13 protein-coding genes are annotated in these 21,276 nt (G+C 36.2%); 6 read left to right on the plus strand and 7 right to left on the minus strand.

The genetic code is table 11. From position 1 onward, the window contains the following. Window positions 1-7: 7 nt before the first annotated feature. Together EHQ49_RS06240 and EHQ49_RS06245 are read left to right on the plus strand one after the other, a co-directional pair. Window positions 8-595: a DUF1318 domain-containing protein gene (locus EHQ49_RS06240; protein ID WP_135577368.1), complete on the plus strand. Its 588-nt coding sequence runs from the start codon at window positions 8-10 to the stop codon at window positions 593-595. Then, window positions 592-8,535 (plus strand): PD40 domain-containing protein, encoded by a 7,944-nt coding sequence (locus EHQ49_RS06245; protein WP_208732163.1) that lies wholly within the window; start codon window positions 592-594, stop codon window positions 8,533-8,535. Before EHQ49_RS06240 ends, EHQ49_RS06245 begins: the two co-directional genes overlap by 4 nt. Here EHQ49_RS06245 and EHQ49_RS06250 read toward each other — a convergent pair. Next, entirely contained in the window at window positions 8,532-9,617 is a 1,086-nt protein-coding gene (locus EHQ49_RS06250) for an aminopeptidase (RefSeq protein WP_135577373.1), read from the minus strand. The genes EHQ49_RS06245 and EHQ49_RS06250 overlap by 4 nt on opposite strands. Before the next feature lie 3 nt (window positions 9,618-9,620). Between EHQ49_RS06250 and EHQ49_RS06255 the strand changes: the two genes are divergently transcribed. Genes EHQ49_RS06255 through purM form a run of 4 tightly spaced genes read left to right on the plus strand, consistent with a single transcriptional unit; the run spans window position 9,621 to window position 13,883 of the window. Further along, window positions 9,621-10,748, plus strand: coding sequence for a S1C family serine protease (locus EHQ49_RS06255; RefSeq protein WP_002989378.1), 1,128 nt, complete (start codon window positions 9,621-9,623; stop codon window positions 10,746-10,748). A gap of 5 nt (window positions 10,749-10,753) precedes the next feature. Further along, window positions 10,754-12,055: a pyridoxal phosphate-dependent aminotransferase gene (locus tag EHQ49_RS06260; protein WP_135577375.1), complete on the plus strand. Its 1,302-nt coding sequence runs from the start codon at window positions 10,754-10,756 to the stop codon at window positions 12,053-12,055. Beyond that, on the plus strand, window positions 12,056-12,865 hold the full coding sequence (gene murI, locus EHQ49_RS06265; RefSeq protein WP_135577376.1) for a glutamate racemase: 810 nt from the start codon (window positions 12,056-12,058) through the stop codon (window positions 12,863-12,865). It begins immediately after the preceding gene. Continuing rightward, on the plus strand, window positions 12,858-13,883 hold the full coding sequence (purM, locus tag EHQ49_RS06270) for a phosphoribosylformylglycinamidine cyclo-ligase (RefSeq protein ID WP_135577378.1): 1,026 nt from the start codon (window positions 12,858-12,860) through the stop codon (window positions 13,881-13,883). The genes murI and purM overlap by 8 nt, the downstream gene beginning before the upstream one ends. Here purM and EHQ49_RS06275 read toward each other — a convergent pair. The 6 genes from EHQ49_RS06275 to EHQ49_RS06300 are packed head-to-tail and all read right to left on the minus strand — an operon-like array spanning window position 13,876 to window position 21,276. Beyond that, complete coding sequence (locus tag EHQ49_RS06275; protein ID WP_135577781.1) at window positions 13,876-16,362, minus strand: PAS domain-containing sensor histidine kinase; 2,487 nt, start codon at window positions 16,360-16,362, stop codon at window positions 13,876-13,878. The two genes, purM and EHQ49_RS06275, sit on opposite strands and share 8 nt — an antisense overlap. Then, window positions 16,349-16,729, minus strand: coding sequence for a response regulator (locus EHQ49_RS06280; protein WP_135577380.1), 381 nt, complete (start codon window positions 16,727-16,729; stop codon window positions 16,349-16,351). The genes EHQ49_RS06275 and EHQ49_RS06280 overlap by 14 nt, the downstream gene beginning before the upstream one ends. A gap of 6 nt (window positions 16,730-16,735) precedes the next feature. Beyond that, the gene (locus EHQ49_RS06285) at window positions 16,736-17,095 is read right to left on the minus strand and encodes a response regulator (RefSeq protein WP_135577382.1); all 360 of its coding nucleotides are present in this window, start codon (window positions 17,093-17,095) and stop codon (window positions 16,736-16,738) included. 1 nt (window position 17,096) lies between these two features. Beyond that, on the minus strand, window positions 17,097-18,353 hold the full coding sequence (locus tag EHQ49_RS06290; protein ID WP_135577384.1) for a sensor histidine kinase: 1,257 nt from the start codon (window positions 18,351-18,353) through the stop codon (window positions 17,097-17,099). Continuing rightward, window positions 18,350-19,393: a protein-glutamate methylesterase/protein-glutamine glutaminase gene (locus EHQ49_RS06295; protein ID WP_135577386.1), complete on the minus strand. Its 1,044-nt coding sequence runs from the start codon at window positions 19,391-19,393 to the stop codon at window positions 18,350-18,352. The genes EHQ49_RS06290 and EHQ49_RS06295 overlap by 4 nt, the downstream gene beginning before the upstream one ends. Next, window positions 19,390-21,276: a chemotaxis protein CheA gene (locus EHQ49_RS06300; RefSeq protein WP_135577388.1), complete on the minus strand. Its 1,887-nt coding sequence runs from the start codon at window positions 21,274-21,276 to the stop codon at window positions 19,390-19,392. Before EHQ49_RS06300 ends, EHQ49_RS06295 begins: the two co-directional genes overlap by 4 nt.

A 21,276-nucleotide genomic window follows, 5' to 3' on the forward strand; every position in this document is an offset into this window, starting at 1 on the left:
GGTATTTATGAAACGTCTTGTCCTTGTATTTTTATTGTTGGGTTGTAAATCCTTTTTAAATCTAAAAGTTCCTCCCATTACCATCACCAATGCACAGACTGCAGCAGAAAAACAAATGGTCGGAGAAGATCGAGAGTTAGAGAAAGAAGGATGGATGATTGCTTCTATTCAATCTTCTTCGAATGGTCAATCCAATCGTGAGAGGTTGGCATCTGAAGATTCGGATCCTGAAATTAGAGCGCATAGAATACGTTTAAACTATTTGAATCCGGAATTAAAAAAATACAAAATGCACGGAATGGTAGGGGAGACACCGGCAGGTTTTGTAAAGTTAAATCCTCTTGCATTGGGTTTACCTACATACAATCAATATGAAATTCCGGCCAAAAAAAAACGTGTAGAAGATGTGATTGTTTTTTTGAATGAATCAAGAAAGATTATTTGGGAAAAAGAAGTATCCAATCAAAAGAAAAAAGGAAAAAAAGAAGAGGAACTTGCAAAATACAAACAATCATTAGTTGATGAATATTATAAAGCAGTTTCAGCTGGAGAATATTTTGAAACAATTACTGGCAGATGGGAGAAATTTCAATGAAACCTGTTCTACGGTTTCCTCTCTTTCTTTTAGCCCTTTTTCCATTTGTTTTCCTCAACTGCGTTTTATTTCAGAAAAATGTGAAAATGACCAATGTCGATTTTGATTATTCGGCTATATCTAAAAACTATTTTTCACCAACACAATCGAAACCTTTCCCCCTTACCGTACAAAGAGGGAATAACCTCTATAACTCAACGACAAAAGATGGAAGGTATTTGTTTTATGCCACGGACCAAAAAGGGAATTTTGATATTTGGTTTCGTGACTTACAAAGTTCTGTAGTTGTTCCAGTAACCAACCATCCATTTTCGGAAACCAAGCCGTCTATTTCACCTAACGGAAAATATTTGGTTTTTGTTTCTGAGGAATTTGATTCTGAAGGTGACTTAATTCTTTTACCGATGGATACGGAGGAGTGGACACGTGAGTTACTCAAAGGAAATCGGTTCATCGATGATGACTTTATTAATTTAACAAATAAACCGGATAAAAAAGGTGAATATAAAAAAGGAATCATTGATACAGATCCGGTTTGGTCTCCTGATGGTGAAACTATTTATTTTGTATCGGACAGATTTACACCTGGACTACCCAATCTTTGTGCGCTGAAATTAAAAAATCCAGATCAAGTGACTCCTATCACTTCAAAAGGTGCTACTTCTCCTTATGTTGCTTCCGATGGGACTGCCATTTATTTTATTTCTTATTTTGAAGAACCTAAAGGTGAAGTTTATAAAATCAACTTACAAAATTCAGAGGTTCAGAGAATTACAAATAATGCCTATTTAGATTTCTCTCCAACTGTAGATTCAAAATCAAAAAATTTATACTATGCTTCCATTCGGAAGGACACAAACCAAAATGGAAAACTAGACGAAAGAGATCATAGTATTCTTGTGATGATGAACTTGGAAACGGGGGAAGAAAGAATTCTTTCTTCTGGGGAAACTTCCAATTTTGATGTGCGTTATTCTCACTTCAATGGAGGTTCTATTCTTTTTTCGGCGTCTTATTTCAATGCTATTAATATCTACTTCATTCCTGAAAATGGAGCCATCCCCAAACAAACGAACATTCGTGAACAATACCAATATGCAAAAACCTTTTCTAGTGGGCAAAGTTTAGAATCTTATTTTTTGGCTTTGGATTCGGTGGAATTATTCTACTCTGAAGATCCATTATTCCCTGTTTATTCAGCAAGAGTTGCCGTATTAAAATATATATCGCTGATCAGAATTGGGAAACGAGAAGAGGCTAGGTTATTTTTAGAGTCTTATCGTCAAAAAGCTTATTTAAATAAAAATCAATTTGCATTAACCCTTGTTCGTTGGGAAGAGTCAAAGCAGACGGGTAAAAAATTTGATTTCGTAAGTGAGGTCAAATCTCAACCATCCTCCAAGTGGACAAAAGATGCAGAAGCTATGTTGTATCATTTGTATGCGGACGAATTGGAAACTGAAAAGAAACTTACACAAACCGTCGAAGCGTTGAAGTTTATTTATGAAAAATTTCCGGATTATCATCAAATCGATGAAATTAAACGTCGTTTAGGCGGATATGAATTTAAACCAAATTCATTAAAGTTATCCTTATTGTATCAGGAGATGATCCAAGGTTGGGAAAAGGAAAAAACTCGGTATTTATCCAATCCGTCTGTTCCATTTTCGAATGATCAAAAGAGAGACCTTCGTTATCTTTTAGAAGATGTGATTCAGAAAATTTCTGAAAATCGTAATAGCGAGTCACTGATTTTACAAGTGAATATGCTTTTGGCCGATTCAGAAGTAAACCAGATTTCCCAATTTTCACTTACTTTGAAATATCTGAAAGCAAAAGCTTTGTCAGACATTCGTAAGTTCAGTGAATCCAATGAAGTTTTGGATTCGATCATTCCTATCCCAATCCAAATTGATTTGGAGCCACCAGGGAAACCTTCTATTTTTGAAACACCTGCATTTATCGCGGCTTACAAAAGTCCGATTTTACTCCGGGCAAATTTATTAAAGTACTATAATCAAAAGGCTTCGGGGAATACTTCCGATGCACTCCGAAACCTAAAAATCTATTTAGAGTTTTATGATCCAATATTGGGAGTTGATTTGGGTGCAGAAGACATTCAAAGTGCCTTTTTTTATTTTGAAAACAAAGCAGTTGAATTTGAACGCATTGGTGATTTACTCCAATCTTCGTTTCATTATTTTTTCAATAACCAAAACATGTTTCTTGTGAAAACGAGGAATTTGTATCTTGACTCGCTTTATAAAGAATATGCTATTTATTACCAACGAAAGATGGTAGATACTATCTTCCTCTACGGAAAAAAAATCCGTGAGGAGGAAGAACGTGCTCTTTTAAACCAACTAAACATTCTCAGTAAAGACAAACTCAATGTTGTGGGGAATCTATCAGGTGTAACTTCGCTACTTACAGACAATGAACTTCTGCGAGGTGTGGTTGACATCAAAGACTTTGAAAAAATTGAAGTGTTGTCTGAAAAAGCACTTAGTTGGACCGAGTTGTATTATAAACAAGCAGTTCCTCGAGCAAGACCTTATTTGGATCTTGCCACTCTCTATGGGTATTCTTACTATTTAATCAATAAATATGTAACCTTCGAATCATACTATTATGCTACTGGAACCATGACAGATGTTCGTAAAACGGAAATTCTAGAGAATTTTAAAAGAGCGGAACTCGAACTACGTTGGATCATCTATGCAGATCCTACTCACTATGATGCGTATCAATTACTTGGATGGTTATATCAATATGTTGATTTGATTAAAATGCAAAAAAATCCAAAGTCGGGAGAGATTGATGCAGAAGTATATGAAACACTTTATAAAAAATATTTCCCCGATAAAAATTTAGAAGCTAATATTGAACTCTACAATCAAATCCTGGTTTTTTTGGGAGAGGACTATGGAGATCGTAAAGTAATTTCCGATCTGAATCTTAATTTGGGGAATAATTATTTTTTACTTAGTAACTTTCCAAAAGCAACAGAAAGTTATCGTAATGTAGAAGATGTTTCTGTATATCTATCTGTTAAAAATCAATTCGAAGGATACAGGCAAGAAGCCATATATCGTTTTAATTATGGTAAGTCTTTGATTTACCAAGGCCAATACAAAAAAGCAGCAGAACAATTTTCTAAATCGATCGATATCTATTTTAAAAATGAATACTATCAGTCGGTGAATGCCTATGCATCTGAACCAAATTCTATGACTCTTGGGCAGTTGAATGGGATCCGCTCTAAGTTAGCTTTGTTATTTTCTTTGAAAGGTCTTTCCGAGTTGGAATTTGGAAATTTTGAAGATGCAATTGCCTCTTTTCAAACAGCTATTGCATATAACAAAGATGTGAAGTTTATTAGCCCAGTAAACCTAGCAAATTATCTTGCGATTGCATTTCAGAAAAGCGGCCGTTTCCGTGACTCCTATCAGATGTTAAATATTGCTGAAATAGAATATAATTCTAATAAAGAATCTTTATTACAGCGATTTCGAAAATGGAGTTGGTGGGATATTTTTTTTGGGGATAGTTTTCGAGTGAAAGGGGATGGCCGATTCCCTGGTGAGTTCCCAAATGATTTTAAATATCTCTTAACATTGGGAATACGGATTGAAAATCATATTGAACAAGAAGAGTATTCATCGGCATTATCGGAAATCCAGGCTCGGAATGAATTCATCACATCTAAAGATTTAGACGATACAATCATTGGAAAAAACATCTTAGCAAAATCTAGGCAGGTAGAAGCGCAGATTTATCAAAGAAGCCAATTACAAACAGAAGCCGCAGAACATTATAGGGAATTGTCAGAACTACTTTTCTCAAATCCTTCTAACAAAGGATTTGAGAAATTATTTCAAAACTATGCGCATTCTGTTTTTTTTATGCAGGAATCAACAGAGTTTGGTGTGGAAAAAAAACGTGTTATATTGGATCAGTTTCTTGGTCAGTTGGATCGTTGGAAAGATAGAGAGATGTCTAGCTGTTCTGAAAAAAATGAAATTTGTGAAAATGGATTTAGAGGGAATAACCCAAAGTTTGATATTGTTTACGGAACTGGACTGTATTATTCTTCTCTGCTTTTGGAAAAAGAAGGAAAAGACTATCATATTCTTTTAGCCAGAGCTGCTGAGTTATTGGAAAACCCTGGTCTTGTTGATCCGCGTGTTGTTGGATTGTCATTGGATCCCATTTCAAGGCAAACAAGAGTTCGTATTCAGTTAAATTTATATTCCATATATATGAAGTTAGGTGATGTTCTTATGGCCGAAAAAAAATGGAAAGAGGCTTCGGAACTTGCATATGAATTTCGTTTGGATGAAGAAATGTTTTGGGCGAACGTACAAAGATTTAAATGGGAAAAATCTCGTTCTCCTAAAGAAAGAAATTCCAACTACTTAACCTATGGTAAAGATGCTGTTCAAACTTATCAAACGAACTTGAGTGTCCGGCTTTTTTCTCCTAAACATCGGTTGGTTGACTTTTTGGAATCCTATTCAGAACTTCAACTGGCTTCTCGTGAAACCAAAACATTTGTAAATCACTGGGAAAATTTTAGGAGTCTGGAATTGTTTCGGGATTTTGTATCTGCTCAATTTGAATTTGAAGACTCTAAGTTAAATTTATATTATCAGGACTTGTTGAAATGGGTAAAAGGATACCGTAAACTTACAAATTCCATTTCTGAAAAAGCATTAAAACGAGAATCGGTAATTCATTCTCTCAAACAACAGTCAATTGAAGCGCAAAATTTAGAGAGTGTGATCACTAAACTTAGGAACGTTTCACCAGAAAGATCTGCATTTTTAGATCCGAAACGACAACCTTCCGATGAGTTTTTAAATGGATGGATTGGTCTTTATCAAACAAACGAATCTGTTCACACTTTATATCTATCACAGGGAAAAATTCAATCGGATACCTGTAAATCATTAGAGGAAATTTATTCCTGTTTACCGAAGTTTACAGACTTTTCACCTACTATTCAAATCATCGGATCAAAAACAAATGGAAGTTTGGTGCGATCTGTTGTTAACGAATATAAAAAAACCAATTTTTATCCGACCCTGCTTTTTGATAGAACACATAATGAGTTATTCCCTGAAAGAAATGAACGTAGATTGAAATGGGTAACCGTTTATGGGGATTCGGAAAAAAATAAACAAAATACAAATGTCCGTCATTTATCTTCCGGAAATTTAGGTGTATATCTTTATGATACTGATTATTTGGTAACAAACCGTTCTTTAGATAAACAAACAAGTTTATTCGGTGACGAAAAATCTCATGTTTTACCGCTCCGTGAAATATTTCAAGGGAGTGCTTCTGAAATTTCGGTCATAGGATTAAGTGATGCTAATTTTAATACTCCTAAACAATGGAATCTTTTTAGTAAGGTTTACGAAGTTTTGCGTTCGAAACGAATTCAGAATGTTGTATCATATCAATCAGAAACGAAAGAGAACTATACTTCTTTAAAACTTGATCAGTTTGCAAAAGATAAGGATCGTTTGCTTTTTGGTAATTGGAAAGAATTTACGATTTCGAAAGAAGGTCTTGTTAAAAAAGCCGAAGAGTTCATCTCTGTTGGTTTCCTCAAAGAAAAATCTAAAGAGTTTGTTGATGCTTATGAAAATTATTATACGGCTTCTACACTATTAGATGACGGTGATCCGTCTTTACCTGTTCTAGAATTAAAGTTAGCAAAATTAAAAACAGAAATATTCCCCAATGTTCCTAGGAGGTCTATATTTAAACCTCTTTGGTCGAAGTACGCAAACTCTCCTTTTCAAAACCAAATTCGATATGAATATCTTGTGTCTTGTTTTTCATCTAAAGAAAAGGAAGATTGTAAATACAATTCTTCTGAATTTATAGGAGAAGAAAAAGACTCTTATTTGGGGGCTTTGGAATTTTATATTCAACTTCGTAGTGGAAAAGTAAAAGACATTGCCAGTAAAAATGAACTTAGAGCCAAAGTCGAAACAAAGGAAGATCCTTTTTTGCAAGCCTATCGTTTGGGAACTTTATACATCCAAAATTATTTGTTCAACGAAGCTGATTTAGAAACCAATAAACTAACACAACTTGCGAAAACACAAAAAGAAAAAACGGTCGTTAAAAACCGTATTTTGGAGTTATACTTTCATAAAGGTTTTTTGTTGGGTGATAAAGAAATTTATCTGACTCCGCTCACTTCTACTTCAGCCTACAATTATGGATTCAAAAAAGACTGGAAAAATTTCGATGAAAAAGTTCTTTCTCGCGATTTTACAAAATTTGGATATGCCGATTCTATTTATGATTCCTACCGTTTGCGATTGTATACTGCATGGAAAGAACAATTACAAACGGGATACTTTGAACCCCTATCTTTGACACCAGAGTATTTGACAAGTGGGGAGTCTGTAATCACCAAACTTTCCCATTTGAATAAAACTTTGTTATTTCATTTACTTTTGAGTTCAGTTCCCTTTCAAAAGAATGGGGAGGTAAATTCTTTAATTGAACTTTTGGTTTCTGAAGAATTGAAAGAAGGTCGCAATTACCGAACTTTATTTTTTCGTTTGGAACTGGCCAAAGCTTTGTTACTTCGTGGTGAAACGGAAATGGTGGAATCTTTGGTTTCGAAAATTCAATCAATGGATAAAGAGTTGGGAGAGGGAAATCGGTTTTGGCAAGAAAGATGGAACGATTTTAAGTGGAAACGTGATTTTTTTAAAAACCAAACTTCTACTATATCTCACACTAATCCGTTTCTAAAATTCTTCCAGGTTGCTAAATCCAAAAAACCAGAGGAATATATTTCTCTGGTAAATGAATTTAACAAAAAACATCGTGGAGAGTTTTTAAGCCCAGAACTCAAAGAAGAGTATGAGTTTTTATTCCATTTCCTTTTACAACAAAGTTTGGAAAAGAATAGTTCTGAAAGTTTTTTTGATTTGGCAGTTGCTCGAGAGACTTTCCGTTTTACCTCCAATCGATTTTCCAACAATGAATTGTATGTAAAACATCTCCCGAACTTTGAATTCTATGCGGAGCGATTGAAAAAGAAAATGATTGGGAAACAAGAGTTTCATGGACTCTTTGATCTTGGTAAAAAAACATATTTTTTAAGTTTTGCTTCTGGGAAATCACTTGGCCGCGAATTGTTTTCTGATAACAAATCGATTTATAGAGAGTCCGTTCGTTATTTCCGTTCTGCAGAGTCAGGAAACCAGGAAGTGATTTTAAGAGAGTCACTCGCAGATAAATACCGAACGAACCTAAGATTAAATAAATCCAACCGTCACTATATCTATAGTTCAGGCATTCATGCGGTGGTTCCTATGGTTTTACCGGATACAGAATACTATGGAGTTGCCTCTGTATCTGACTTTCTTTCCAACCCTGTGATTAAGTATAATTCCATAACACCAAAAAAACCAGATGTATCCATCGTTGGTTGGAAATCTACTTTGGAAAACGAAATCAATGCGAATCTTCTTCTTTGGGAAACCAGTGGTAAAAAAGATGGTTTTGCACCATATAGCATTGATTTCGCGGAGATAGGCTGGTGCGAAAACAATTATTTGTGTATGGGAGAACGTGCTTTATTTGATATGGCGAATAAAAATTCCAATACTGCTACTATTTACGCAAATCAAAGGATGGGGGCGTCGGCTCAATATACAAATGATTTTAGTGGGGTTGCTTATTACCTTGCTCGCGAGAACGTTGGGTTATTTGTTTTGCATTCAGGAATCCAAACAGGGGTTCATAATTTGTTTTTTCTGAAACAGTTTTTGTTAGCGAGTGATTTACCAAAACCTTTACACATTCGTTTGGTGGAAGGAAAAGATGCGGCCAGAAATTCTACTGTGGATGACCGCTTTTGGATTGGTTATAAACTTTATACATCCGCTATGATAGAAGATTAGAGCTCTTTGTTTAGAAATTGTTTACGACTTTCTTCTGGTAGATCAAAGAGCTTTTGAACTTCTTTATGAAACTGTCGGAAGTTTTTACCAGAACTGATAAACAAAGATTCAAAACTGAATTCTCCAGAATGGTAACGAAGAGCCCCTAAAAAGTCTTCGTTGTTCCATTCTCTTGTTAGAAATTCTTTGGATTTTTCTTCAGGTACTAATTTTTTTTGGATCACATCTTCTTTAAATCTTTTGATGATTTCTTGTTTTTGTAAGTGTTTGTTTTCTGAATCTATTCCTGAAGTATAAAGTGTTTTTAATTCCTCTGCATATTTTTTTAAAAGACTTAGAGTGACTTCGCGACGAACCTTCTCTTTTTTAAATTTTTGCAAATGAAGACTTGATTCCCCTTCTTTTTTTGTATAATAAATTTCTATTCCTTTTTCTTCCACATAACTGGCGTAAGATTCGTTAAGGGTGCTGTCCCCCGGAAGGTAGGCTGTGGCATGTGCCATTTCGTGGAAAACTAGACCAACCAGTCTATGGTCTGGCCAACTTAACTGTGGAGAAAGAACGGGATCAGAAAACCAACCAAGTGTCGAGTATCCGCCGATAGCTCGGATACGTGTATCATACCCTTCGGATTGTAATTCTTTTTCGAGTGAGATTGCCATTTGTTTGTCAAAAAAACCTTTGTAGGGAACTGTTCCTGCAATGGGAAACCACCAGGTATAGGACTTAAGTTCTAATGCCTCTGAAGCACTGACATTCCAACCGATTTCTTCTCGATCTAACTTTGTATAGTACTCAAAACCTCCTTTTTCATTTAATGTTAGTTCCCCGATGGCAAAATTTCTGGCATCTCGAATTAAATTTAATTTTTGTTTTGTTTTTATATCTAATTCCGGTAGGTTAAGAATATCTTCGATTTTTTCACGACCCAAGATAATGGACGATTGTTCCTTACCTAAGTGAAATAAATATGGTAAACACCCAGAAATAAAAATGGGGAATAGTAAAACCGTAAATATTCTTGGAATCTTTTTGGTTCGACAAGGAAGGGGAATCGACAAAAGTGGAAGGGGTTTTGACATTCTATGGAAAGAAAAACTTCGATTCCGCCAGTCGTCTACATTAACTTTGCATTAGTTTTTGTACTTTTGTTTGCGATCTTCTTTCCTGAAATTCGATCGGCAGTCACAAAACTATTTGCTTCTCCAAAACCCATTTCTTCTAGCAAACAAAGCCAAGCCATACAAATCCAAACGAGTTTTCGTAATGTTTATCGGGAAGCACAGCAATTTGTAGTCTCTATCCGTACGAAAAAAACAGAGATGATTTTTCATCCTTACGCTTTTGGGGAAAGTCGGGAAGATCGGATATCTTCGATTGGTAGTGGATTCATCATTGATGAAAGGGGATTTGTTGTTACAAACTACCATGTCATTAAAAATGCAGAGATCATCGAAATCATCATGTCCGATGGACGAATTTTTCCAGCACGTTATGTGGGAAGTCATGAACGGGCCGACATTGCTCTTTTGAAAATCCCAAGTAACGACCGTTTTACTCCTGCCTTTCTTGGTAATTCCGATGAAATTGAAGTTGGGGACTGGGCCATTGCCGTGGGTTCCCCTTATGGTCTAGAGAAAACATTCACCGTGGGAGTGGTTTCAGCTAAATCGCGAGAGGATTTGGATGAAACTGGGCAAACCCATATTCAAACTGATACAGCGATCAATCCGGGATCCAGTGGTGGTCCGCTGCTCAATATTTACGGGGAAGTTGTTGGGATCAACCGCATGATTCGTTCTTCTTCGGGAGCAAGCGCAGGGATCGGATTTGCCATTCCTATCAATTATGCCAAACGAGTCCTTCGCCAAATCGAACAAAATGTCGGCCAAAACATTCGACCGGCAACCCTAGGTGTCATGGCGACTGCTCCTCTTCCGGACCACAGGAAATCCCTGGGGATTCCCGGGGAAACCGTCGGTGTTTTGGTCTATGATATCGAACCTAACTCCTCTGCGGAAAAAGGGGGGCTTCGACGTTACGACTTTATTGAAGGGGCGAATGGCCTACAAATCCGCCATATCAATGATTTACGAGAACAAGTGGGACTTGTTGGTCTTGGAGGCGTCTTACGGTTGAAGATATTACGGGATACCCAAGAGATGGAATTATCGATCCCTTTGGTCGAAGCCGCCTATAAAAAGGGCCAGTAAATTTTATGAGAAGAAATATAGTCCACTCGGGTGCTGATGCACTCATTTATGAAATCCGCCAGATTGTCGCCCTTGCCAAACAAATTGAGGCTATGGGAATCGGCATTACTTGGGAAAATATTGGAGACCCAATCCAAAAGGGAGAATCCATCCCCGAATGGATGAAAGACATCGTCAGTGGACTTGTCGCCCAAAACAAATCTTGGGCCTATACGGCAACACAAGGGGATGAAACTACTCGTAAATTTTTAGCAACAAAGGTCAATGAAAGGGGTGGGGCTCAAATCACTTCCGAGGATATTTTATTTTTTAACGGCCTCGGTGATGCAGTTGCAAAAATATTTGGATTTATGAGAAGAGAGGCAAGGATCCTTGGACCTTCTCCCGCCTACTCGACGTTATCTTCTGCTGAAGCGGCTCATTCCGGCTACGAACATCTAACTTATGAATTAAATCCCGATAACGACTGGATGCCTGATTTAGAAGACATTGAAAATAAAGTAAAATACAATGATTCGATTGCAGGGATTCTTCTCATCAATCCAGACAATCCTACTGGTGCGGTATATCCAAAAGAAGTGATGAGAGAGATTGTTAAAATTTGCGAAAAATATGACATTATCTTAATTTGCGATGAAACCTATGCTCATGTTAATTATTCAGAATGGGGTAGTATCCATTTGTCTGAAGTGATTGGAGACAAAGTTTGTGGTTTTGCACTTAGATCGATTTCGAAAGAATTTCCGTGGCCTGGTGCTCGATGTGGATGGCTTGAGGTATTCAATCGTAAAAACGATCCAACTTTCGAAAGATACATTAAATCTTTGTTAGATGCTAAAATGTTGGAAGTTTGTTCTACAACGCTACCACAACTTTCGATTCCACTGGTTTATTCTCATCCCGAATTTTTAAACCATTTAAAGTTTAGAAATCAAAAGTTTAAAAAACGTGCAGAGAAGGCAACGACCTTGCTTTCCGGTATCCCTGGGGTCAAAGTCATCCAACCAAAGGGTGCTTTTTATTTAACCGTTTTATTTGAAGATGGGGCTTTAAAACCACATATGACTCTTCCCATATCAAATACTAAGGTTCGTGATTTTGTGGCACCACTTATGGACAAAGCTGCACTTGATAGACGGTTCGTTTTGCATTTGTTAGCTTCTGCTGGAATTTGTGTGGTTCCGCTTAGTTCCTTTTGTTGTAATCGGAATGGATTCCGAGTCACCTTACTTGAAGAAGACGAAGCAAAGTTCGAATGGATTTACACAACTCTTGCGGAAAATATAGGAAAGTATTTAGCATCTTAAATGAATTCTCGCGGAAGATATAAAATAGGTATTTTCGATTCGGGTCTGGGTGGACTTTCTGTCCTCCGGACATTGTGGAAAGAAACTTCCAATATTGATTACATCTATTTTGGCGATTTAATAAATTCTCCTTACGGACAAAAATCCAAATCAGAAGTTTTGGAACTTTCAAAAAATGCTTTTGAATATCTAATAGAGAAAGATTGTGAAGCTGTTTTGTTCGCTTGTAATACGGCGACATCAGCTGCTGCCGATTTCCTTCGAGCTAAACATTCGGTCCCTATTTTTGGAATGGAACCTGCTTTAAAACCAGCGGTGAGTCAAAACCCTGGGGTCAAAATTGCTGTGTTTGCAACGGATCTTACATTAAAAGAAGAGAAGTTCAAAAACTTAGTTTCTGGATTTCCCGCGGGAACAGAAATACTTCCTGTCCCATGTGAGGGACTTGCAAAATTAATTGATAAAGATCTTTGGGAAGATGCTTGGAATTTGTTTGATTCTAAAATCAAAACCGTAGTAAATGATTCCGATATTTTTGTGTTAGGTTGTACACATTATATTTTTCTGAAAGAAAGAATTCTTTATAATTATCCAAAAGTAAAAGTTTACGATGGAAATTTGGGAACTACACTCCATATGAAACGAATTCTAAATCTGCCAGATTTTCAAGAGAATAAAAACCAATTAGATATCCTCTTGAATACTTCTGATTCTGATTATGTTCATCTCGCTGGAAGGATTGCAAAAACGATCACTCCCAATCATACCCTTTCCCTTATTAATACCACTACAGGAAAACTCCATGTCTGATTCAAATAAAGTTACATACAAAGATGCCGGTGTTGATACCGAAAAAGGACAAGAGTTTGTAAAAAGAATCAAAACAAATGTAGCCTCTACTCATAACAAAAATGTGTTGGGTGGTCTTGGCGGATTTGCGGCATGTTACGATGTTAGTTTTTTAAAATCTTATAACGAACCCATCCTTTTGTCTGGCACAGACGGAGTTGGAACTAAACTTCAAATCGCTCGTTTGTTGGACATTCACGACACAGTTGGAATTGATTTGGTTGCGATGTGTGTAAATGATATTCTTGTGAATGGTGGAAAACCATTGTTCTTTCAGGATTATATTGCTTGTGGTAAACTCTTTTTGCCTCGAATGGAAGCCATTGTGTCTGGAATTGTTAAAGGTTGTACTTTAGCTGATTGTGCATTGGTCGGTGGTGAAACTGCAGAACATCCAGGTGTTATGCCAGATGATGAATATGATTTAGCAGGATTTGTTGTTGGTGTTGTTGAAAAACAAAAGATGATTGATGGTCGTTCGATCAAAGCTGGTGATTCTATTATTGGTTTGGGGTCTTCTGGTCCACATAGTAATGGTTTTTCACTCATTCGCAAGTTGTTACTAAAAGATGGAAAGTTGCCAACTTCATCGACTGATTTAGATTTTTTGAAAGACCATGTGTTCCAACCAACTAAAATTTATGTAAGAACAATTCTGTCTTTAATCGAAAAATTTCCCATTAAAGGTATGGTTCATATCACTGGTGGTGGTTTTTACGAAAACATTCCTCGGGTATTACCGGCAGGAATTGGCGCAGAGATTAATTTGATTCCGGAATCTTATGTTTTCTCGAAGTTAGAAAAAGATCACAGTTTGGATCGTCATGATATGTATGGAACCTTTAATATGGGTGTAGGATATATTATAGTTGTAGATCCATCACAGGTAGATTCTGTTCTTGCAGAGTTAGAAACACTTGGTGAGTCTGCTTCTTTAATAGGAAAAACAGATTCTACAGGAAAAATTTCAATTAAGTAGTTAGAGGAAAACTAACCTTAAAAATTGTCCTACCCTTTGCCGATTCAAATTCAACGTTTGCGTTGTGTCTATTGGCAATTTCTTTTACCAGATACAACCCAAGGCCTAGTCCATCCCCAGTTGTTTTCGTAGAAAAAAATGGCATAAATATTTTTGAATGATTTTCTTGTGGGATACCAACACCAGAGTCTTCTATTTCTACATGAATGGTTTCTGATCTTTTGAAACTTCGAATTTGTAATGTACCTTTTACAGCAACTGCTTGGATGGAATTCCAAATGATTTGGCTCCAAAGTTGCACTAGATCACCTTGAATACACCGGACAGTCCCGCTATATTCTAAATTGAGTATTAGGTTGATATCTCTTAGGAAATGTTCTTTATAAAGCGAAACTGCCGAATGAATTGTGTCTGATAATGAATAATCGTTTAGTTCTAGGTTGGATTGTAATCCGGCAAAGTTTTTAAGTGTATAAGTAATTTTTGAAAGTCTTTTTACTGAGTATAAAATATGTTCTGACGATTGTTTGACAAGTAGTAGTCTTCGTAAAGTAAGGAAGTCTTCTTTATTGCGAATGACCGATTTGATTTTAGTTATGATTGCGTTAGAAAGATTACGAATACCCGAATCAACAAAAAGTTCAGCGAGTTCTTCTTCTAATGGAACGGAGTGTAGTTTTAAACTCTCTGTTAGCGATTTCCTTGCTTGTCTATTGGACAGTCCGGTTAAAATGCGAAGACCGTCTGAGTCCGTGTCGAGGATGAATTGTATTAGTTCCGTGATTTGAATATTGGATTCATGGATTTTTTCTTCTTCCCATTCGGAGATCAATGTTTCCACAGATGATTTAATCATTCCTATGGGATTGTTGATTTCATGAGCAAGCCCGGATACAAGTTGCCCAAGAGAAACCATCTTCTCATTTTGAATTAACTTTTGTTGAGCTTCTCTTAGGGCATATAATGCAGAATTGAGTTCGAAGTTACTTGATTGGAGTTCTTTTGTTCTTGCCCTGACTTTTTCCTCCAGAGATTTATTGAGGTCTCTTAGTTCAATTTCCGCTGCTCGTTTAGAAGTTTGATCAATTCCAATCCAAATGATTTTTGATGGTTCGTTTTGGTTATCACGAATGATCCCAAGCCTCCATTCTAAATACAAAATCCGGTTGGAAGTAGTTACACAACGTAAGATCAAACTTTCTGCAATTTTCTGAATTTCATTTACATCATCCAAAACTGCTGTTAAATAATCACGATCTTCTGGAAGTAAAATGACATCTTGAATATAATTTCCAATGGCATCGTTTTTTCGAAGACCTAAGATTGATTCTGTAGCCGAATTGATGCTTTCAATCAGACCTTTGGCATCGGTTAATAAAATTAAATTTGCTGCATTTTCAAAGACGGTAGTGTTTAGGTTTTTTTCCTGGAGTAAAGAAATTTCTGTTTTTTTGGATTTTGTAATATCAAGAGCAACCACATCAATCCGTTTTTCAATACCTAAAATATCAAAAGAAACATTTACGTAGTGTTCTGTCCAAATCAGTGAACCATTCGCATGGATCATTCTTAAAATGATTGGTGAATTACCTGCATATAGTTCTGAAATTTTATGTTGGTCTTCGGGTATGACTATATCTCTAAAAAAATCTGGGTTTTCGTAAAAGAAATTGAGTCCATACCCAGTAATTTCTTCCATCTTGGGGCTTATGTAGGAAGTTCTAGGTTCAGGTAAAAATTCAATATTATAAATGATCGCCGGGAGTTGGTTGTACATAATAAGAAGGCGAACGTTAACGTCTCTAATCGTTTTCTGTAATACTTCGAGTTCTACAAGAGATAGATTTAATTGATTGGTTTGTACGTTGAAGTTAAAAAGTATACAACCGACTCCGAAAAGAAACATCAATAATGTGTTCACTGTATATCCAAGAGGTCTATACCACTCTAACCCGAATAAGTAAGGAAAAGTAAGTCTTTGGAGAGTGAGTAAGAGGCAAACAGTAATAAAGAAAAAACGGAATGCTTTTGCATAGGTATTTAATCTAAATACTGTTACACCAAATATAACTAAAGCTCCTGCATGAAAAAAGGCCGAAGGCATTGCTTTCCATGAAAAGGGTAGGTCGGTTAATAATAAGGAAACAAATATGACGAATATAACGTAATAAGAAATATAAATGGAGATTGGGTTAATTTTTTTACTAAGGATTGGTAAAACGGCGGAAACCAGTAAACAGGAAGAAATTAATGAAAATGTCTCTGCGAAAAAAAAATAAATAGTTTCGTTTGAGTCGCCAAATAGAAATAAAGTTAGGTTTCGTAATACGAGAACTGCTAGAAAAAAAGCTGTATATGATAACTTTACTTCGGATCTTGAATGTTTCGAAAGATAGTAAATGATAATCACCATCGAGGTATTGAATACTACCGAGATGACGGTGACGGCGAATATTACATTTACTTCAAAAGGAAGCATCGTTTTCAAATAACTCCGCTACTTGTTTGATCAATTGTTGGTTGTTAAATGGTTTAACCATCCAAGCATCAGCGCCATTAAACAATGCGTTGGCGATGATATCTGGTTTGTCTTCAGCAGATAAAACAATAATTTTAAAATCAAGGTTTTTGATGATTTTTTTTGATTCTTGAATTAGGTTCACTCCACTGATTCCAGGCATATTAAAATCAAATATTCCCAATTGAATAGATGGATCGGAATTTAGGATTTCAAGAGCTTTTTCTCCTGTGTCACAAGCTTGTACGGAATGTCCTTGGCTACTCAAAGCCAATCGGACAACGTTGAGAACAGTAGGAGAGTCGTCTACTACTAGGATCGATGCCATTGTTTCTTATACAAGTTGTGAAATTAATTTAAGTAGTGATTCATTTGCAAATGGTTTTACAAGCCATCCAACAGCACCAGCAGCTTTACCTTTGTTTTTCATTTCGTCACTAGATTCGGTGGTCAACATGACAATTTTCATGGATTTCCCGTTTTCTGTTTTTAATGCTTTTTCAGTTAATTCAATGCCTGTCATCCCTGGCATGTTGACGTCAAAGATTCCAATATCGAATCCAGTTGATTCTATCTTTTGCAATGCCTCCATTCCGTTGTTTGCGGAGGCAACTTCGTGACCTTCTGCTGTTAACACCAAGTTTAAGATCTTCAAAACTGCTGGTGCATCATCTACTGTTAATATTCTAGCCATTTTATTTCTCCTCTTCTATTAATGGGAATCGAATTGTTAAACATATATCTTTTGTGTTTTCATTTCTGAAGTTGTTCTCTATATTATAGATCTGTACATTTGCCTGATGTTGATCCATGATTTTTTTGACTAATGGTAACCCGAGGCCAAATCGGAATTGTTCAAATTTAGCATAACTATCATCAACAACAGAGGAAATCCTAAAAAAAGGTTCGAAGACAAAGGATTCAAGTTTTTCTGGAATTCCATTTGTTCCGTCATTATTTTGATAGGCGGGATTGATTATTTTTAATTCCAAAAAGTTTTCTTTGTGAAAGAAAATTAGATAAATCGTATCTTTCTCTCTTGAATATTTGATTGCGTTAAGAAAAATTTCGCGAATTACGTAAGAGAGTTTAATTTCATCAAAGTGAATTTTTTTTCCAGTAACAGATGTTGGAATTTGGCTTAGGTTTATCTTTTGTGATTTGATTGTAAGCGCTTCAGATAGTATTTCCGTTTCTTTTTCTATGATAGAAAGTAATTTTGTTGGTGATTCCTTTGTTTCTACAACACTTTCATCGTCAATGACTGATTGAGAAATGGACATACTTTCAAACATACTTTTGGCTGCGTCATAATTTTCGGATAATAAATCCATTACAGGTTTTGGAACAAGATAATGGTTTCCTTCCGAATCCAATTTACTTTTTGAAGTAAGAATACTGACAACACTCATAAGAGTTCCAATTCCACTTCCTTGAAATAAGTTAATATTCATTTGATGGATGATATCAGCGGCTATGTTTTCGTTATCTTTATGAGTTAGTGATTTTTTCCAGTCGAAGATTTCCACCATCCGTTTATAAAGATGATTTTCTGCTTCGTTAATAAATTGAGACTTTAGTTTTGTAAGTAAATATTGAAGGGAACGGTCCAGTGTAAACTGGAGATGCACTGTTTCTATAGGTGTTTGGATGAAATCATAGACCTTATGTTGTTTTAATAAAGAAGCAGCAACATCCCATTTGGTTGTATCAGTAATGAGGATAATGAGTGTATGTGGGAAATTTTTGGTAACCTCAGCAAGTGTTTTCTGGATATCTTCATTTTCTACATCCGAGATATGAAAAATTAGAAAATGGAATTTACCTTGTTCAAGAGACCGGGAAACTTCTTCAAAATGATTGACTCTTTCAAAAGTGTAACCAATTTCTTTTAATGAATCTACAAGAGAATTTGTATGAATACTTTCTAGTAATAAACAATGCGGAATCATAATGAGCCAATTTCCTTAATTTTATCGACAATCTCACCCAGTGGGATTTGGTAATTGACCGCGCCTAATTCATAAGCTACCTTTGGCATTCCGTAAACGACACATGTCTCTTTATTTTGTCCAATGGTGAGGCATCCTTGCCCTTTTAGTTGCAATAGTCCTTTTGCTCCATCGCTTCCCATTCCCGTTAAGATGACGCCAATACTGTTACCAGCTATCTCTTGTTCTATGGCAGACTCAAACAAAACATCAACAGAAGGTCTGTGCCCGTTTTTTTTATCACTCTGGAAAACGCGAGTGTAATACTCTGAACCTACTTTCTGGATTCCTAAATGGTAATTTCCGGCAGCAATATAAACATGCCCCGTTTGTAAAAGTTCCTTATCCTTGGCTTCTTTCACTTGGACTTTCAATTCTGAATTAAGTCTTTGAGCAAACAAAGCGGTGAAATTTTCCGGCATATGTTGTGCCACAAGGATTGGTGGGAATGATTCGTCCACATCATCCAATAACTTTCGTAAGGCAGTTGTTCCGCCAGTAGATGAACCAATCAATATAAACTTTCTTTTGAAATTGGCTTTTTGTTTTCCGTTATTTCCAGAATTACCGGATGGTTTTACTGAGGCACTCAGATTTGCAGTATTGAAGTTTAAACATTCATAGAGTTTGGAGAGTAAGTCTTCTTTTGCTTCTGTTAAACTCTCTGGAGTTCCTGTTGGTTTTGTCACATAATCAAAGGCACCAGCTTCTAATGCTTCTAAAGTGATACTAGCACCTTCCGTAGTGGAAGAACTAAACATAATGACAGGCATTGGATACTGAGGAAGCAGTTTCTTTAAAAAAGCAATGCCATCCATTCCCGGCATATGCACATCCAAAGTCATAACCTCTGGTTGTTTTTCTACAATTAGGTCTCTTGCTTCGAAGGGATTTGCGGCTTCGCCGATCACTTCCCAATTTGGATCGGATTCGATCCAACGTTTGATCATACTTCGAACAGATCTTTGGTCATCGACGACAATTACTGTATGTTTTTTCATGTTGTAACCGATGTTAAGTGTTGGCTGATTAGTTTCCTAACATCTAAAATGAGACCTGCATGTCCATTTCCGAGGATTGTACAACCGGCAAGTCCATTGATGTTTTTGAAAATAGGTGAGATGGGTTTGATAACAATCGATTGATTCCCAAGAATTTCATCAAATACGATCCCCATTTGTTTTTCGTGTGATTCTGTAACGATGACGTATTTTTCTTTTAATGTCCTTTGTTCGTTTAAATCAGAATCTTTTCCAAATAACAGGTTAATGTCTACGATGGATATTTGATTGGTTCTATATTGTATACTATGATTGTTTTTATATAATTCATTGATAGGTTCATTGGAAACGTACATGGATTCTTTTACATCTACGGAAGGTAAAATAAAATATGTCTCTGATTTTCGAACTACAAGCCCTTCGATAATGGCTAGAGTTAATGGAACACGGATAAGAAATGTAGTACCTTGTCCATAAACAGAAAATACATCCACAAAACCTTTGAGTGTAGTTACGTTCTTTCTAACTACATCAAGCCCAACACCTCTACCTGATAAGTCTGTTACTTCTTTAGCAGTGGAAAATCCAGGATGGAATAAAAAATCCCAAACTTCTTGGTCTTGGAGAATCTCTGCTTCAGAATAACCGATGAGTCCAAGTGAGATAGCTTTGTTTAGAATTCGGTCTCGGCTAAGGCCTTTTCCATCATCGCGAACTTCAATCCAAACTTCTTTTCCTGATTGCGTAGCTGTTAGTTGGATGGTTCCTTGTGTTGGTTTTCCGGCTTCTTTTCTTTCATCAGGAGTTTCTAACCCGTGGTCGATTGCGTTGCGGATAATGTGCACGAGTGGATCATACATTTCCTCAATGATGGATTTATCAATTTCGGTATCTTCTCCCGAGATGATGAGTTGAACTTGTTTCCCTGTTTTTTTAGCTGTATCTCTAACAAGCCTTTCCATTCGAGAAAACACACCTGCAATTGGTACCATTCGAAGGCTAAGTGTGATTTCCTGTAAATTTCGAATCAGTTTTTTTAGTTGTAAGGCCGTTTTATGAAAGTTTTCTAACTTGAGTTTGGCGATATCCGCATGATCGGTAACCATGGGTTCGGTAATCACAATTTCTCCTACAATGTCGAGAAGAGAGTCTAACTTGTCCGTATCGATTCGAATGTCTTTTTTTACAATGTTTTTTTTGTCAGTTTTGGAACTATCATCCGCTTTCTGTATCTGGATGGTTTCTTTGGCAACGTTCTCTGAAGATTTTTGGAAAAGTCCAAATTCCTCTACTGGTATTTGTTTTGTTTCCGTTGTAAATAATCCAAATTCTTCTGCTACTTTAGGTTTTGGATCTGTTGTGAATAAACCGAACTCTTCTTGGTTGTTTTTTTTATTTACATCGTCACTAAATAATCCAAATTCGGATAACGCCTGTTTATTGGTTGATTCTTCGGTAGTTTGTTGTAATAGAATTCGAATGGATTCGTTTTTCTGATTTAATTTATTTAAAAACTGAGTTTGTTCCTCAGAAAAAAAATCACCCCCAGACGGTGAGGATTCCTCGTGTTCTACAAGTTCATTCAGATGATCTAATGCTGTGATTAAAAATTCGAGAGTATCCTCATCTTGTGCTTCCGGATTTTTTCGTAAATAATCCAAAAGATTTTCCGCAGCATGAGCCATTTTGACAATAGCTGTCAGTCCAAAAAAACCAGAACTACCTTTCACGGTATGGAAATGCCGGAATAAGGTATCCAGGAGTTCTCTTTCAACTAAGCTACCATCGAGTGTTGATTTTTCGAAATGGAGTAATTCCTTTTCGATATTTTCAAGTGATTCCCGCGCTTCTAGGAGATATTCTAATACATCGTCTCTTTCCAT

Source organism: Leptospira perdikensis (genome assembly GCF_004769575.1).
In the GTDB taxonomy this organism is placed as follows: Bacteria; Spirochaetota; Leptospiria; order Leptospirales; family Leptospiraceae; genus Leptospira_A; species Leptospira_A perdikensis.

Coding starts and splice junctions, on each gene's coding strand:
- murI (WP_135577376.1), top strand. CDS start 12,056: ATGAATTCTCGCGGAAGATATAAAATAGGTATTTTCGATTCGGGTCTG.
- EHQ49_RS06240 (WP_135577368.1), top strand. CDS start 8: ATGAAACGTCTTGTCCTTGTATTTTTATTGTTGGGTTGTAAATCCTTT.
- EHQ49_RS06260 (WP_135577375.1), top strand. CDS start 10,754: ATGAGAAGAAATATAGTCCACTCGGGTGCTGATGCACTCATTTATGAA.
- EHQ49_RS06285 (WP_135577382.1), bottom strand. CDS start 17,095: ATGGCTAGAATATTAACAGTAGATGATGCACCAGCAGTTTTGAAGATC.
- EHQ49_RS06245 (WP_208732163.1), top strand. CDS start 592: ATGAAACCTGTTCTACGGTTTCCTCTCTTTCTTTTAGCCCTTTTTCCA.
- EHQ49_RS06255 (WP_002989378.1), top strand. CDS start 9,621: ATGGAAAGAAAAACTTCGATTCCGCCAGTCGTCTACATTAACTTTGCA.
- EHQ49_RS06300 (WP_135577388.1), bottom strand. CDS start 21,276: ATGGAAAGAGACGATGTATTAGAATATCTCCTAGAAGCGCGGGAATCA.
- EHQ49_RS06250 (WP_135577373.1), bottom strand. CDS start 9,617: ATGTCAAAACCCCTTCCACTTTTGTCGATTCCCCTTCCTTGTCGAACC.
- EHQ49_RS06295 (WP_135577386.1), bottom strand. CDS start 19,393: ATGAAAAAACATACAGTAATTGTCGTCGATGACCAAAGATCTGTTCGA.
- EHQ49_RS06275 (WP_135577781.1), bottom strand. CDS start 16,362: ATGCTTCCTTTTGAAGTAAATGTAATATTCGCCGTCACCGTCATCTCG.
- purM (WP_135577378.1), top strand. CDS start 12,858: ATGTCTGATTCAAATAAAGTTACATACAAAGATGCCGGTGTTGATACC.
- EHQ49_RS06290 (WP_135577384.1), bottom strand. CDS start 18,353: ATGATTCCGCATTGTTTATTACTAGAAAGTATTCATACAAATTCTCTT.
- EHQ49_RS06280 (WP_135577380.1), bottom strand. CDS start 16,729: ATGGCATCGATCCTAGTAGTAGACGACTCTCCTACTGTTCTCAACGTT.